17 protein-coding genes and 1 riboswitch are annotated in these 14254 nt (G+C 70.3%); of the genes, 10 read left to right on the plus strand and 7 right to left on the minus strand.

All coding sequences use genetic code 11. The annotated features are described in order from the left end of the window. Positions 1-3 precede the first annotated feature (3 nt). A complete protein-coding gene (locus tag ORI60_RS33235; protein WP_266041959.1) occupies positions 4-1278 on the minus strand; it encodes an extracellular solute-binding protein in 1275 nt (424 codons plus the stop codon). Between the two features lie 223 nt (positions 1279-1501). Here ORI60_RS33235 and ORI60_RS33240 point away from each other — a divergent pair, with 223 nt between their 5' ends. Next, the gene (locus ORI60_RS33240) at positions 1502-2257 is read left to right on the plus strand and encodes a GntR family transcriptional regulator (RefSeq protein ID WP_030480591.1); all 756 of its coding nucleotides are present in this window, start codon (positions 1502-1504) and stop codon (positions 2255-2257) included. Between the two features lie 29 nt (positions 2258-2286). Then, a complete protein-coding gene (locus ORI60_RS33245) occupies positions 2287-3714 on the plus strand; it encodes an MFS transporter (protein ID WP_266041960.1) in 1428 nt (475 codons plus the stop codon). On the opposite strand, the gene ORI60_RS33250 is transcribed toward ORI60_RS33245, so the two are convergent. Then, complete coding sequence (locus ORI60_RS33250) at positions 3688-4596, minus strand: threonine ammonia-lyase (RefSeq protein ID WP_266041961.1); 909 nt, start codon at positions 4594-4596, stop codon at positions 3688-3690. The genes ORI60_RS33245 and ORI60_RS33250 overlap by 27 nt on opposite strands. Continuing rightward, complete coding sequence (locus ORI60_RS33255) at positions 4593-5522, minus strand: threonine ammonia-lyase (RefSeq protein WP_266041962.1); 930 nt, start codon at positions 5520-5522, stop codon at positions 4593-4595. The genes ORI60_RS33250 and ORI60_RS33255 overlap by 4 nt, the downstream gene beginning before the upstream one ends. A 63-nt stretch (positions 5523-5585) precedes the next feature. Here ORI60_RS33255 and ORI60_RS33260 point away from each other — a divergent pair, with 63 nt between their 5' ends. Next, on the plus strand, positions 5586-6074 hold the full coding sequence (locus tag ORI60_RS33260; RefSeq protein WP_266041963.1) for a hypothetical protein: 489 nt from the start codon (positions 5586-5588) through the stop codon (positions 6072-6074). A gap of 573 nt (positions 6075-6647) precedes the next feature. Then, complete coding sequence (locus ORI60_RS33265) at positions 6648-7598, plus strand: S1 family peptidase (protein WP_323055970.1); 951 nt, start codon at positions 6648-6650, stop codon at positions 7596-7598. A gap of 56 nt (positions 7599-7654) precedes the next feature. Here ORI60_RS33265 and ORI60_RS33270 read toward each other — a convergent pair whose 3' ends face one another. Further along, the gene (locus tag ORI60_RS33270; RefSeq protein WP_266041965.1) at positions 7655-8566 is read right to left on the minus strand and encodes an NADP-dependent oxidoreductase; all 912 of its coding nucleotides are present in this window, start codon (positions 8564-8566) and stop codon (positions 7655-7657) included. Between the two features lie 49 nt (positions 8567-8615). On the opposite strand from ORI60_RS33270, the gene ORI60_RS33275 reads away from it, so the two are divergent. Continuing rightward, positions 8616-9203, plus strand: coding sequence for a TetR/AcrR family transcriptional regulator (locus tag ORI60_RS33275; RefSeq protein WP_416234531.1), 588 nt, complete (start codon positions 8616-8618; stop codon positions 9201-9203). Between the two features lie 126 nt (positions 9204-9329). Here the strand turns inward: ORI60_RS33275 and ORI60_RS33280 are convergent, their stop codons facing one another. Both ORI60_RS33280 and thiE read right to left on the minus strand, forming a co-directional pair. Next, entirely contained in the window at positions 9330-10091 is a 762-nt protein-coding gene (locus tag ORI60_RS33280) for a dioxygenase (RefSeq protein WP_266041966.1), read from the minus strand. Positions 10092-10122: 31 nt separating this feature from the next. Further along, on the minus strand, positions 10123-10761 hold the full coding sequence (thiE, locus tag ORI60_RS33285) for a thiamine phosphate synthase (RefSeq protein WP_266041967.1): 639 nt from the start codon (positions 10759-10761) through the stop codon (positions 10123-10125). 26 nt (positions 10762-10787) lie between these two features. Further along, positions 10788-10899: riboswitch (TPP riboswitch) on the plus strand. A gap of 3 nt (positions 10900-10902) precedes the next feature. Here thiE and ORI60_RS33290 point away from each other — a divergent pair. From ORI60_RS33290 to ORI60_RS33310, 5 genes are all read left to right on the plus strand, one after another. After that, positions 10903-11850 (plus strand): FAD-dependent oxidoreductase, encoded by a 948-nt coding sequence (locus tag ORI60_RS33290; protein ID WP_323055972.1) that lies wholly within the window; start codon positions 10903-10905, stop codon positions 11848-11850. After that, positions 11847-12047, plus strand: coding sequence for a sulfur carrier protein ThiS (thiS, locus tag ORI60_RS33295; protein ID WP_030480600.1), 201 nt, complete (start codon positions 11847-11849; stop codon positions 12045-12047). Before ORI60_RS33290 ends, thiS begins: the two co-directional genes overlap by 4 nt. Before the next feature lies 1 nt (position 12048). After that, entirely contained in the window at positions 12049-12804 is a 756-nt protein-coding gene (locus ORI60_RS33300) for a thiazole synthase (protein WP_266041969.1), read from the plus strand. Positions 12805-12879: 75 nt separating this feature from the next. Further along, positions 12880-13323 (plus strand): MarR family winged helix-turn-helix transcriptional regulator, encoded by a 444-nt coding sequence (locus ORI60_RS33305; protein ID WP_229693556.1) that lies wholly within the window; start codon positions 12880-12882, stop codon positions 13321-13323. 38 nt (positions 13324-13361) lie between these two features. Then, the gene (locus ORI60_RS33310; RefSeq protein ID WP_266041970.1) at positions 13362-13859 is read left to right on the plus strand and encodes a type II toxin-antitoxin system PemK/MazF family toxin; all 498 of its coding nucleotides are present in this window, start codon (positions 13362-13364) and stop codon (positions 13857-13859) included. Here the strand turns inward: ORI60_RS33310 and ORI60_RS33315 are convergent. Continuing rightward, a complete protein-coding gene (locus tag ORI60_RS33315; RefSeq protein ID WP_266041971.1) occupies positions 13813-14241 on the minus strand; it encodes an SRPBCC domain-containing protein in 429 nt (142 codons plus the stop codon). The two genes, ORI60_RS33310 and ORI60_RS33315, sit on opposite strands and share 47 nt — an antisense overlap. Positions 14242-14254 lie beyond the last annotated feature (13 nt).

The raw sequence follows: 14254 nt of genomic DNA on the forward strand, positions 1-14254 counted from the left end.
GGGCTAGCCCAAGGCCTTGGTGATGGCGTCGCTCGCGTCCTTCGTCGCCTGGTCCAGCGGCTTCGCGCCGGACAGGTACGCGGTGAGCGCGTCCTTCAGCGGGTTCTGGCCCGCCTCGACGGCTCCCCACTTCGGCGAGCTCGGGGTGACCTTGCCGTTCGGCGCGGAGGCGGCGAGCGCCTTGCCGACCGCGTTGGTCTCGAGCTTCGAGGTGTCCTTCGAGGTACCGGGAACCGCGCCACCCTCGGCGAGCATGTCCTGGTACTTCTTGGACGACAGCAGCGCGAGCCACTTCTTGGCCGCGGCGGCGTTCTTGCTGGCCGTCGGGATGGCGAGGTTCGAGCCACCGAGGAACACGGGGGCGGTCGTGCCGGCCTTCTTGGACGGGATCGGGAACGCCGCGGTCTTGTCCTTGAGCTCCGGCTTGTCCTTCACGGCGCTGCCGAGCTCCCACGGGAGACCGATCATCATGCCGACGTTGCCGGTCTGGAAGACCTCGTACTGCTGCGGCTTCGCCTCGTCGGTGTCAGCCGGCGCCTTCTTGGCGGCCGACGCGTCGTAGAGGGCCTTGTAGGCCTCGAAGCCGGCCTTGGACTGCGCGCTGTCCAGCGTGCTCGTCCACTTGCCGTTGTCCTGCTTGGCGATGTCGCCGCCCTCGTCCCAGATCAGGGACAGCAGGAAGTACCAGGACTGACCAGGCAGGTACAGGGCCTGGAAGTCCGGGTTGGACGCGTTCGCGGCCTTGAGCTTGTTGATCGCGTCGATCCACTCGGCACGCGAGGTCGGCGGCGTGGTGATGCCGGCCGCCTGGAACAGGTCCGTGCGGTAGATCACGGTGCGGTTCGCGGCGTAGAACGGAACGCCGAACTGCTTGCCGTTGAGCGTCAGCGAGTCCTTCAGACCGCCGAGCCACTCACCGCTGTTGAACTGGCTCGCGTCCGCGGTCAGGTCGGCCAGGGTGCCCTGGTCGGCGAAGCCCGCGATCTGGGTGTTGCCGAGCTCGATGACGTCCGGCGGCGTGCTGCTGGCCAGCGCGGTCGTCAGCTTCTCCTGAATGCCGGTCCACTTCTGGACCTCGTACTTCACCTTGATCCCGTTCGCCGACTCGAACTCCTTGTTCAAGGCGTCGGTCAGGGTCGTCGGCGCGGAGCCGTCCATGAGCCACACGGTGATCTCTTTGGTCTCCGTGGTGCTACCGCTGTTCGTGCTCGTGCCACAGCCTGACACGGCCACTGCCAGCGCGGCGGCACCAGCAGCGAGTCCTCTCCAGCCCTTCACAGTTCGCGCCCTTTCACCAAGCCCGGCACTCGGCCGGAACGTCCAAGTGGTGTAGACCAATGCGGAACAGCGTGTGCTGCGTCACCGCGTCTGTCAAGCGCGTTGCCAAGACGTTGCGAAGTCATCGGACGAATTTCGGGACGGATGTCGGGGGTTCGAACGCACGAATCGACACGGACAAGGCATCCTTGTGATGCGTGACATGGAGTGCGAGGAGGAGGCCATGCTGGAGACGACGCCTGCATCAGGCGTGGACGCCAGGACGCGGGCGCAACGCGAACCCAAGTACTGGGGTCTCAAGCGGCACCTGCTCGACCTGTTGAGGGCGTTGCCGCCCGGTTCGCCGATCCCCACGGAACGGTCGCTGGCTGCGGAGTTCGACGTCTCCAGGACGACCGTTCGCCAGGCGCTTGCCGAGCTGACGGTCGAAGGCCGGTTGCTCCGAGTGCAGGGCAAGGGCACCTTCGCGGCGGAACCGAAGGTCGCCCAGAGGTTGCAGCTGTCTTCGTACACAGAGGACATGAGGGCCCAGGGCCGCGTGCCGTCGTCGAAGCTGATCGAGGCTTCGGAGATGCCGGCGGAGGCCGAGCTGGCCCGGTACCTGGGCGTCCGTCCCGGTGCCAAGGTCCTGCGACTGCACCGCCTGCGGCTCGCCGACAACGAGCCGATGGCCATCGAGACGACGCACCTCGCGCTGGGCCGCTTCCGCGGGCTGCGCCGGTACCTGGCACCCGGCGCCTCGCTGTACCAGGTGCTGTCCGAGCGGTTCGGCGTCGAGATGGGCCACGCCGAGGAGACGATCGAGACGGCGCTCGCCTCCCCGGAGGAGGCGGAGCTGCTCGGCGCCGACATCGGCCTGCCGATGCTGCTGCTGTCGAGGCACTCGTTCGACACCGAGGGCAATCCGATCGAGTGGGTCCGATCGGTCTACCGGGGTGATCGCTACAAGTTCGTCGCCACGCTGAACCGGCCGTCTTGATCGCCTGGGGCACGCCACGAGCCCGGTGGGTGCTGACGACGACGATCCTCGGGTCGGGCATGGCCATGCTCGACGGCACGATCGTCAACGTGGCGCTGCCCCGCATCGGCGCGGAGCTCTCCGCGTCGGTGACCGACCTGCAGTGGATCCTCAACGGGTACCTGCTGGCGCTGGCCTCGCTGATCCTGGCCGCCGGTTCGCTCGGCGACAGGTTCGGCCGGCGGCGGGTCTACGTGGTCGGCGTCGTCTGGTTCGGCGTCGCGTCGCTGCTGTGCGGTGCCGCGTGGAACGTTCCGGTGCTGGTGGCGGCACGTGTGCTGCAGGGCGTGGGCGCGGCGTTGCTGACGCCGGGCGCGCTGGCGATCCTGCAGTCGTCGTTCAACCGGGAGGACCGGTCGCGCGCCATCGGCGCGTGGTCCGGACTGTCCGGTGTGGCCACGGCGGTCGGGCCGCTGGTCGGCGGGCTGCTGGTGCAGGCCTGGTCGTGGCGGCTCGCGTTCCTGGTGAACCTGCCGGTGGCCGCGCTCTGCGTGTACCTCGCGCTGCGGTTCGTCCCGGAGTCCAAGGACGAGGCGGCGGGGCACCCGAACTACCTGTCCGCGCTGGTCGGCGCGCTGGGCCTCGCCCTGCTGACCGGCGGGCTCGTCGAGCAGTCGTACGTGCTGGCGGCGGCGGGCGTGGCCGCGATGATCGCGTTCGGGGTGGTGCAGAAGCGCTCCGCCGACCCGCTCGTGCCGCCGGAGCTGTTCCGCAACCGCACGTTTGTGGTCTCCAACGTCCTGACGTTCCTGGTCTACGCGGCGCTCGGCGGCGTCATGGTGCTGCTCGTGCTGCAGCTGCAGATCTCCCTCGGGTACTCGCCGACGGCGTCCGGCCTGGCCAGCGTGCCGATCACGATCATCATGCTGCTGGCGTCCGCCACGTCCGGGCGGATCGCCCAGCGCCACGGGCCGCGCCTGCAGCTCGTCGTCGGCCCGATCCTGGTCGGCCTCGGCATGTTGCTGCTGCGCAACGCCGTTCCGGGCGCCTCGTACGTCTTCGGCGTGCTGCCCGGCGTGGTGCTGTTCGGCATCGGTCTCGCGGTGGTCGTCGCCCCGGTGACGGCGACGGTGCTGGCCTCGGCGCCCGACCACCACGCGGGTGTGGCGTCCGGCGTGAACAACGCCGTGGCCCGCACCGGCAGCCTGCTCGCGATGGCCGTGCTGCCCGCGGCGGTGGGGCTGATGGGTGAGGACTACACGAACCCCGCCGTGATGACGGACGGCTGGCAGACGGCCCTCGTGCTGTGCTCGGTCGCCGCGATCATCGGCGGTCTGCTGGCGTTGGGCGTGGACAACCGGGTGCTCGCCGCGGCGCCGGAGCAGCAGGAGGCCCCGCACCCCGGCGAATGCCTGCACTGCGGCGTGGAAGGCCCGCCGACGCACATCCGGTCAGGCGGCGAGAAGGCGCGCCAGTAGCGCGGGGTCGACGTTGCCGCCGGACACGACGGCGACGCCACCCCCGCCGATCTTCGCCTGCGCCGCCACCGCGACGGCCCCGCTCGGCTCGGCGACCAGCCGCGCCCGCCGGGCCAGGCCGGTCACCGCCGCGAGGATCTCGTCCTCCGACACCGTGATCACGTCGTCCACGTACGCGCTGATGTGCGCCCAGGTGAGAGCCGAGGGCTCGTCCCGCAGGGCGTCAGCGGCCGTCTGAGCCCGTTTCAGGGGGTCCCAGCGCACCAGTTCGCCCGTTTTGAGCGATTCCGCGATGTCCGCTGCCAGTTCGGGCTCCGCGCCGATCACGCGGACGTCCGGGCGCAGCGACTTGATCGCCGTGGCCACACCGGAGATCAGCCCACCACCGGACATGGGCACCACGACGGCCTCGACGTCCGGCAGGTCGGCGAGGATCTCCAGGCCGATGGTGCCCTGGCCGGCGATCACGTCGGGGTGGTCGAACGGCGGGATCAGCGCCGCGCCGCGATCGGCCACCAGGGCCTCGGCGCGCTCGACGCGTTCGGTGATGCCGACGATGAAGACCTCGGCACCCAGCGCCCTCGTGGCCTCGACCTTGACCGCCGGGGTGTTGTCCGGCATCACGATCGCGGCCGGCACGCCGTGCAGGCGAGCGGCGAACGCCACGGCCTGCGCGTGGTTGCCGCTGGAGTAGGCGACTACTCCGTTGGCGCGGTTCTCCAGGCGTGCCAGCGCGTTCAGCGCGCCCCGGAGCTTGAACGCTCCGACGGGCTGCAGGTTCTCCGGTTTGAGCCAGCCGGGACCGAACGGCAGCAGCGGCGTGCGCACCACGTGCGGTGCGATGACCGCCGCCGCCGAACGGACGTCTGGGAGCGCGATCATCCGAGGATCGACGCGAGCAGGGCGGGTTCGATGTTGCCGCCGGAGACCACCGCGACGGCCGGACCGGCCGGCAGTTCGCGGTTCAGGTGGGCGGCGACGGCGACGGCGCCGCTCGTCTCGGACACGACCCGCGTGCGGCGGGCGATCTGCCTCACCGCCTCCCGGATCTCCTCCTCGGAGACGGTCACGACGTCGTCCACGTACTCGCGGATGTGCGCCCACGTCAGCTCGGAGGCCTCGGCGCGCAGTCCGTCCGCGACGGTCCGGGCGCGGTCGTGCGCGTCCCAGCGGACCAGCTCGCCGGCGGCGAACGACGCGGCGGTGTCACCGGCCAGCTCGGGCTCGACGCCGATCACGCGGACGTTGGGGCGCAACGACTTCACCGCCGCCGCGACACCGGAGATCAGCCCGCCGCCGCTCACCGGCACCAGGACCGTCGCCACGTCGGGGAGGTCGGCGCAGATCTCCAGGCCGATGGTGCCCTGCCCGGCGATCACGTCCGGGTGGTCGAACGGCGGGATGAGCGTCGCCTTGCGCTCCTCGACCAGTTCGTAGGCGCGCGACTCGCGTTCGGTGATGCCGACGACGAAGACCTCGGCGCCGTGCGCCCGCGTCGCGTCGATCTTGATCTGCGGCGTGTTCTCCGGCACGACGATCGCGGCCGGCATGCCGAGGATCTTGGCCGCGTAGGCGACCGCTTGCGCGTGGTTACCGCTCGAGTACGCCACGACACCGCGCGCCCGGTCCTCGAAAGGTATGCGGGACAACGCGTTCACCGCGCCGCGCTGCTTGAACGCACCGATCGGCTGCAGCGACTCGGGCTTGATCCACAGGCCGGAGTCGAAGGGCAGCAACGGGGTGTGGACGACATGCGGGGCGATCGCGGCGGCGGCCGCGTGGACGTCTTCGAGAGTCACCAGGCGCATGTGTCGATGATGCACGTCACCGGCGCACAACCGGTGAACTGTGCCCAACGTCCTACGTGTGTCATGTCTGAAAAGGAGAAGATCACCCCGGTCAAGCTCATCGCGAGTGTGCTCGCCGCCGCCACCGCGGCCGTGCTGAGCCTTCGCCTCAACCTCGTCGGCACCATCGTCGGTGCGGTCCTCGCGAGCGTCGTGACCACAGTGGGCGCCGTGTTCTACCAACGTTCCATGGAACGCGAGAAGCGTTGGCAGGTAATCGCTGTCGGCGGTCTGCTCGTGTTCGTGGTGACCGTCCTCACCGCGACGAGCGTCCAGCTGGTGACCGGCAAGCCCGTGACGGCCGATCCGGCCACACCGTCCACGAGCACCTACGTCGAGACGCACACCGAGACGACGAAGACCGAGACGATCACGGTGACGGTCCCTCCGGGCACGTCCGGCCAGTCCCCGTCCGGGAGCACGACGACGACCTCGCCCCCGTCGTCCTCGACAGAATCCCGACAGCCGACGGACAGCTCGACGCCTCCGTCCACCACCGACCCCATTCGGTGATCACGTCACTACGTTGAGCGATAGTTAACTGTCAATTGCTACGCGCCGCAGTTGATCTGTCGTGAGCTGTGACACACTTCGTTCACGTTCGAGGCGGGGCGTCATAGCCAAGAGTTCCGCAACTTCACTCGAACGGGCGAAAGGACTCGGTCCGAAAGAGACCGGAAGGAGGCGCAATGAGGCTCGTGGCACGTCCGCTTGAGCCCGGCGCCTTCGGTGGAGGACGCAGCGCCTGCACCGGATTCGACGGGACGGGAGGGGTGGGGCGACCCCTGCCGCCGCCCCACCACCCGTCCCCCTAGAGCCCCCGAGAGAGGTCCCTGCAACCGATCTCTCGGGTTCCCCTGCACCCGAAAGTGAGGGAGACGCTTGATGAACCGCACGAGTGCGGCCCGTGTAACCGGTGCCGTGTTGCTCGCCACCGGAGTCGTCACTGCTCTCAGCGTACCGGCGTTTGGCGCCCCTGCCGCACCGGTCGCCCCATCCGGTTCAGATACGGAGAGCTACCCGGCCGAATTGCTCCAAGCGGTCCAGCGTGATTTGGGCCTGAACGCTGACCAGGCACGCGTCCGGTTGGCCAATGACGCCCAGTCAGGCCAAATCGCGGAGTCCGCGAAGTCCTCCCTGGGCGACGCGTTCGGCGGAGCCTGGATCGACCAGGCGACCGGCAGACTGACGGTGGCGGTGACCAAGTCGGGACTCTCCGTGACCGGCGCGGACACCAAGGTCGTCGCCAACTCCCTGTCCCAGCTGACCGGGACCAAGTCGGTCCTCGACCTCATGACCGCCCCCGCGGCGATCACGAGCTGGCGCGTCGACGAGCAGTCGAACAGCGTCGTCGTCGAGGTCAACAAGAACGTGCGCGACGCGGCCGCGGACAAGTGGATCGCGACCGCCAAGTCGATCAGCGGTGCGGTCAAGGTCGCCGAGGTGACCGAGAGCCCGACCCCGCTGTACGACCTGCGCGGCGGTGACGCCATCTACATGGGCGGCGGCCGTTGCTCGCTCGGCTTCTCGGTGTCCGGTGGCTACGTCACCGCCGGCCACTGCGGCTCCACGGGCACCGCTGTCTCCGGCTACAACCGCGTCGCACAGGGCACGTTCGCCGGCTCGGTGTTCCCCGGCAACGACTACGCCTGGGTGCGCACCAACGCGAACTGGACCCCGCGTCCGTGGGTCAACCGCTACAACGGCACGAACGTGATCGTCCGCGGCAACACCGAGGCCGCCGTCGGCGCCCAGATCTGCCGTTCCGGTTCGACGACCGGGTGGCGCTGCGGCACCGTCCAGGCCAAGAACCAGACCGTGAACTACCCGCAGGGCTCGGTCCGGGGCCTCACCCGCACCAACGCCTGTGCCGAGGGCGGCGACTCGGGTGGTTCGTGGGTGGCGGGTTCCGGCTTCGGCCAGGCCCAGGGCGTGACCTCCGGCGGTTCGGGCAACTGCTCGTCCGGCGGCACCACGTACTTCCAGCCGCTCAACCCGATCCTGTCGCGCTACGGCCTGACCCTCACGCGGGGCTAGTGCCTGCAACACCGTGAAGCGCTGCGACACCCCGGTGTCGCAGCGCTTTCGCGTTCTCAGCCGGTGACGAGCACGATCTTGCCGTGGGCGTGCCCGGTCTCGCTCAGCCTGTGCGCGTCGGCGCCGCGGGAGAGCGGGAACACCCCGGCGAGCGGAACGGTGAAGGAGCCCTGCTCGGCGAGTGCCGCCGCGATGGCGAGACCGTGCAGGGCCTGCGGGTCGGAGCCGGGACCACCCGCCGTGTGGGAGAGCCGGATCCCGTGCTCGCCGGACAGGTCGGCGATCGTCAGGACGCGGTCGGGGGAGCCCGCGATGGCCACCAGGTCGGCCACCGCGCCCGCGCAGTGCAGGACCGCGTCCACCCCGGAGACCCGGTCGGCCAGGCCGTCGCCGTAGACGACCGGGATCGCACCGAGCTCCGCGACGAAGTCCTGGGTCGCGGGCCCGGCCGTGCCGATCACCTTCGCGCCCCGCGCGATCGCCAGCTGGACGGCCACCGTGCCGACACCGCCCGCCGCTCCGGCGATGAGCAACGTCGTGCCGTCGCGCACCCCGAGCAGGTCCAGCGCCCTCGTCGCGGTCTCCACGTTGCCTGCCGCACCGCCCGCCTGCTCCCAGCTCAGAGCCGCCGGCTTGGGCGCCCACGCGGCCAGCACCGCGTACTCGGCGTTGGCACCTCCGAGTCGTGCGAGGTCGACCATGCCGAACACCTCGTCACCCTCGAGGACACCGGTCACCCCCTCGCCCACCTCGTCGACGACACCGGCCGCGTCCAGGCCGGTCACGTGCGGGAGCGGGAGCGGGAACCGCTGACCGAACCGTCCGGCGCGCAGTCCGGCGTCGGAGGGGGTGACACCGGAGGCGCGCACCGCGATGCGGATCTGGCCGGCGCCCGCGTGCGGTTTGGCGATCTCGGCGACGTGCAGGACGTCGGCGTCGCCGTACTGGGAGAACTGAAGTGCTCGCATGGTCGCGAAATTAGTGGAACAGGGCGTCCACTTAGCCGAAACTGAGACGGTGACGGGAAATCTGACTCACAACCTGCGCTCGGACGCCCGGGACAACCGCGACCGGATCATGGCGGTCGCACGTGAGGCGTTCGCCGCGGAGGGGCTGGACGTGCCGATGCGCGAGATCGCCCGCCGGGCGGAGGTCGGCCCGGCGACCCTCTACCGCCGCTTCCCCACCAAGGAGGCGCTCGTGGTGGAGGCCTTCTCGGAACAGATGGCGGTCTGCACGGCCGCGGTCGACGAGGGCCTGGCGGATCCCGATCCGTGGCGGGGGTTCTGCGGGACGGTGGAGCGGATCTGCCTGCTCCACGTGCTGGACCGCGGGTTCTCGGCGGCGTTCACGACCGCCTATCCGCACGCGATCGACTTCGCCGCGGTGCGCGACAGGGCGTTCCGGTCGCTCGCCGAGCTCATCCGCCGGGCCAAGGCGACCGGAAGGCTGCGGGCCGACTTCTCGGTCGACGACATGGTGCTGTTCCTCATGGCCAGCGGGGGCGTCCGCGCCGGGACGCCCGCCGCCGCACGGAGGTTCGTCACCCTGTTCCTGGAGGGCGCTGCGAGGCCGTGTCCCGGAAGTGCCGTCGGGCGGCAGTAGCGGCCGAGGGCCCCGGAGACGGCGCCGCCGCGACGCCCGAATACGCCCGGTATGAGGGCGGCGCGGCGGCGCCGTCTCCGGGTCTCTCGCCCGCGCCTGCCACCGGACGAACTTCCGGGACACGGCCTAGCTGAACTGCACAGACCGCTTGGAGAGCCCGTACCAGAAGCCTTCGACGCTGGTGCGGGCCTTCTCGTCGCTGGCCGCGCCGAGCGCCACGAACAACGGCGCGAAGTGCTCGGTCCTCGGATGTGCGATGCCGGCGGCCGGCGCCTTCACCTGGAAGTCGAGCAACGCGTCGACGTCGCCGTTCGCGAGCTGCCGGTGCGCCCAGTCGTCGAACTCCTTCGACCACGACGGCGGCTCGTAGTCCGGTCCGGCGGGGAAGTTCACGCAGCTCAGGTTGTGCGTCATGAACCCGCTGCCGACGATCAGGACGTTGCTGTCCCGCAGCGGCGCGAGCTTGCGGCCGATCTCGTGCAGCTCACGCGGGTCGAGCGTGGGCATCGACATCTGCAGCACCGGCACGTCGGCGTCCGGGAACATCTCCTTCAACGGCACGTAGGCGCCGTGGTCGAGCCCGCGCTGCTCGTCCTGCTCGACGTGGCCGCCGAGGAGCTTGCGCACGTCGTTCGCGAGCTCGGGCGCGCCGGGCGCCTCGTACTTCACCTCGTAGTAGCGCTGCGGGAAGCCCCAGAAGTCGTAGACCAGGGGCACGGTCGTCGTCGCGCCGATGGTGGTCGGCGCCTCCTCCCAGTGCGCGGAGACCATGAGCACGGCCTTCGGGCGCGGGAGGGTGGCGGACCAGTCCTTCAGCTCTCTGGTCCACGTCTCGTCGTCAGCCAGCGGGGGAGCCCCGTGGCTCAGGTACAGCACAGGTGCGCTCACGTCTCCGAGAGTACGCACGTTAGTTCAAATTTCAACTAGTAAGTTCAGTTTTGAACGACTCTGCGGCCTTGCGGGGGTCCTCGGCGTCGGTGATGGCCCGGACGACGACCACTCGGGTGGCTCCGGCCGCCTTCACCTCGTGGAGGTTCGTGAGGTCGATGCCGCCGATCGCGAACCACGGGCGGTCCGTCCTCGTGGCGCGGACCAGGTCGAGTCCCGGTGCCGGGCGGCCCGGCTTGGTCGGGGTCGGCCAGCACGGGCCGGTGCAGAAGTAGTCCACGCCGGGCTCCTCGGCCGCCTCGGTCATCTGCTCGACGTCGTGCGTGGACCGGCCGATCACCACCTCGTCACCGATGATCCGGCGGGCGAGCGGGACGGGCAGGTCGTCCTGGCCGAGGTGCAGCACGTCGGCTTGCACGGCGTGTGCGATGTCCGCGCGGTCGTTGACGGCGAGCAGCCGGCCGTGGCGTTCGGTGGCCTCGGCGAGGACCTCGATCGCCTCGATCTCCTGCTTCGCCTCGAGTGACTTGTCCCGCAACTGGATGATGTCGACGCCGCCCGCGAGCACCGCGTCCGCGAACTCGGCCAGATCAGGCCGGTTCGGCGTGCAGAGGTAGAGGGTCGCGTCGGCGAGTCGTTGCCTGATCAGGTTTCCGTCGAGTCCTGGCACGCACGCACGTTAACCGTTATGTTGAAGGCGGTCCGCACGGGAGCCTGGAGAACACCGGGCTGAGAGGGAGCGTGGTTCGCTCCGACCGTCGAACCTGATCCGGGTCATGCCGGCGCAGGGAGCGTGAATGCCTTGAGCAGTGTGGAAGTGGCCGTCCGGGGTGGCGGTGTCATCGGGCTGTCCGCGGCGTTGGCCGCGGCACGGGCCGGGTTCTCGGTCTCCGTGTTCGACGACGGCTCGCCGCATGCCGGGTCGCGGGTCGCGGGCGGCATGCTCGCACCGCTGACGGAGGCCTGGCCTGGCGAGGAAGCCGTGGTGGCGCAGGGTGTCGAGGCCCTGGCGATGTGGCCGGAGTTCGCCGCGTCCATCGGCGTTCCGCTGTTCGACGCCGGGACGCTCGCGGTCGGGACGCAGCCGGGCGACCTCGCCGACCTGCGGCACGCGGGGGAGTTGCTGACCTCGCGGGAGATCCGGGCGCTCGAACCCTCCCTGGGCCCGGCGGTGCGCGGTGGCGTGTACGCGGCGGGGGACCTCGCCGTCGACAACAGGGTGTTGCTTTCCTCACTGTGGAAGGCTTGTCTGGACGCCGGGGTCGTGTCCTCAGTGGAGGGACGGGTCACGGTGATCGCGGCCGGAGCGTGGAGCGGGCGGCTGCACCCGGCGCTGAGGGACGTGATCCGGCCGGTCAAGGGCGAGATCCTGAGACTCTCGCACCGGCCCGGCGCGTTGCCGCCACCTCGTCACACGATCCGTGCGCTGGTCTCGGGCCGCCCGGTCTACCTGGTGCCGCGAGACGACGGCCTGGTCGTCGGCGCGACCCAGTACGAGGCGGGGTTCGACACCGACGTGACAGTCGCGGGCGTGCGAGACCTGTTGCGGGACGCGGAAACCGTGCTGCCCGGCATCGCCGAGTACGCGCTGACCGAGGCCGCCGTCGGGTTCCGCGCGGGCAGCCCGGACAACGTGCCGGTCGTGCGGTGGCTGGAGCCGGGCGTCATCGCGGCGACCGGCCACCACCGCAACGGGCTCCTGCTCGCGCCGCACACCGCTCGTCTCGTCGTCGACCTGCTCCAGGGAGGAAGTTCGTGAAGGCACAGGTGAACGGGACTTCCCGCGACTTGGCCGAGGGCACGTCGGTGGCCGCGGTCGTGACGCTGGTGGGAGCACCCGAGAAGGGCGTGGCCGTGGCGCTCGACGGCGCCGTGGTGCCGAGGGCGCTGTGGGACAGGACGATCGTGCCGGACGGCGGCGTGGTCGAGGTGCTGACCGCGGTCCAGGGAGGCTGACGTGGACGATCCGCTGATCATCGCGGGCCGGGAGTTCCGGTCCAGGCTCATCACCGGCACCGGCGGTGCCGCGAACCTCTCGGTGCTGGAACGGGCCCTGGTCGCCTCCGGCACCGAGCTCACCACCGTGGCGATGCGCCGCGTCGACGCCGCAGGTCAGACCGGTGTGCTGGAGTTGTTGCGGCGCCTTGGAATCGAGGTCCTGCCGAACACGGCGGGCTGCCGCACGTCCGCCGAGGCCGTGCTGACCGCCCAGCTGGCGCGCGAGGCGCTGGAGACGAACTGGGTCAAGCTCGAGGTGGTGCACGACGAGGAGACCCTGCTGCCGGACCCGGTCGAGCTGCTCGACGCGGCCGAGCGGCTGGTCGACGACGGCTTCGTCGTCCTGCCCTACACCAACGACGATCCGGTGCTGGCGTTGAAGCTCCAGGACATCGGGTGCGCGACCGTCATGCCGCTGGGCTCGCCCATCGGCACGGGTCTCGGCATCCGCAACCCGCACAACATCGAGCTGATCACTTCCCGCGCTTCTGTTCCGGTGGTCCTCGACGCGGGCATCGGCACCGCCTCGGACGCCGCCCTGGCGATGGAACTCGGCTGCTCAGCGGTGTTGCTGGCGACCGCGGTCACCCGGGCCCAGGACCCGGAACGGATGGGCGCCGCCATGCGTTGTGCGGTCGAGGGCGGACGGCTGGCGCGCCTGGCCGGACGGATTCCGCAGCGCTTTTGGGCCCAAGCGTCTTCGCCGGGTCTCTGAGTCGCTACCTTGGGTACTCACGTGTTGGGGGATGATTGAGCACTACCTGAAATCCGCCGAGGAGGACGACTAGCCGTGACGGCCCCCATTGACGCCGAGGTCGAGGACGCGACCGCGCGTCTGTACCTGGCGATCGGCCGGCTGGCCCGGTTGCTGCGACGCACCGGTTCCCCCGGACTCGGCCCCGGCGCGGTCTCCGCGCTCGCCACGCTCGCGCGCTGCGGCCCCATGCGCCTGGGCGACCTCGCGAACAAGGAGGGCGTGGCACCCCCGACGCTGTCCCGCATCGTCGCCGCGCTGGTCGAGGCCGGGTACGTGAAGCGCGAACCCGACCCGCAGGACGGCCGGGCCTGGCTCGCCACCCCCACGCCCGAGGGCGAGACGATGGTGTCCGGCGTGCGGTCCGCGAGGGTGCGCGAGCTGCAGCGGCGGATCGAACAGCTCACGCCGGAGCACATCTCGGCCCTGGTGGGTGCTCTCGACGCGCTGGAGACGCTGGTGGGCGAGGAGCCGAAGTAGGTCGTCATCCCGCAGCCGCCTGAGCCGGGCACGACGAGGTGCGTACCCGGCTGGTGCTCGGTGGCGAGTACGGGCTCGGCGTCACCACACGCTCGACGGCGGGAGAACCAGGAGGCCAGATGCGGCGAGGCGAGGTCTGGTGGGCCGAGTTCGACGAGCGACGGCCCGTCGTGCTGCTGTCCGAGGAAGATCCGTCCGGCTTCCGGGTCATGCAGGTCGTCGCCCCGGCGGACACCGACATCTCCGGCCTGGGGATCGAAGTCGCGGTCGGCGTCCAGGAAGGACTGCCCTTCGACGGCGTGCTGCGGTTCGGGTTTCCACGGCCGGGCTCCACCCCGTGCACCTGGCTGACCACCTTGCGCCGGGAAGACCTGGTGGAGCGGGCAGGCGCGGTGTCCGCCACCAAACTCGACGAGATCGACGACGCCCTGCGTGCCAGTCAGCAACCAGCGGAGTGGACCCCTGCCACAGCGGCCAAGCTCAGCGAGATCAAGGACTCCCTCCGTCGGCGCAGCGGCGAAGCAGCGCCTGGTTGAAGGCGTTGAACTCAGCGACCAGCACCTCACGCGTCTGCGCCAGCACGTCGGCGGCCATCGTGCCGGTGAACGACTCGACGTTCACCAGCCGTGTGCCGCCCTCCGCCTCACTGAGCTCCCACCGGTGGCGGCCGAAGAACGTCTCCGGGTCACCGCCCCGGGAAGCCAGCACGTACGGCTCCATCGAGGTGATCTCGCCCTCGAAGTCGCGCTCGAACGGCGTGCCCTTGGCCGCCTTCACCTTGGTGTGCGCGCCATCCACCTGCGTGTACTCCATGACGGGGTTCCAGTCGGCGTAGCCCGCGAAGTCCACCAGCACCCGCCACACGTCGTCGATCGGCGCAGGCACGACCAGCTCTGTCCTGACCTCATTTTCCTGCATGGTTGTTCAATCT

Origin of the sequence: Lentzea sp. NEAU-D7 (assembly GCF_026242055.1) — a bacterium.
Taxonomy (GTDB): Bacteria; Actinomycetota; Actinomycetes; order Mycobacteriales; family Pseudonocardiaceae; genus Lentzea.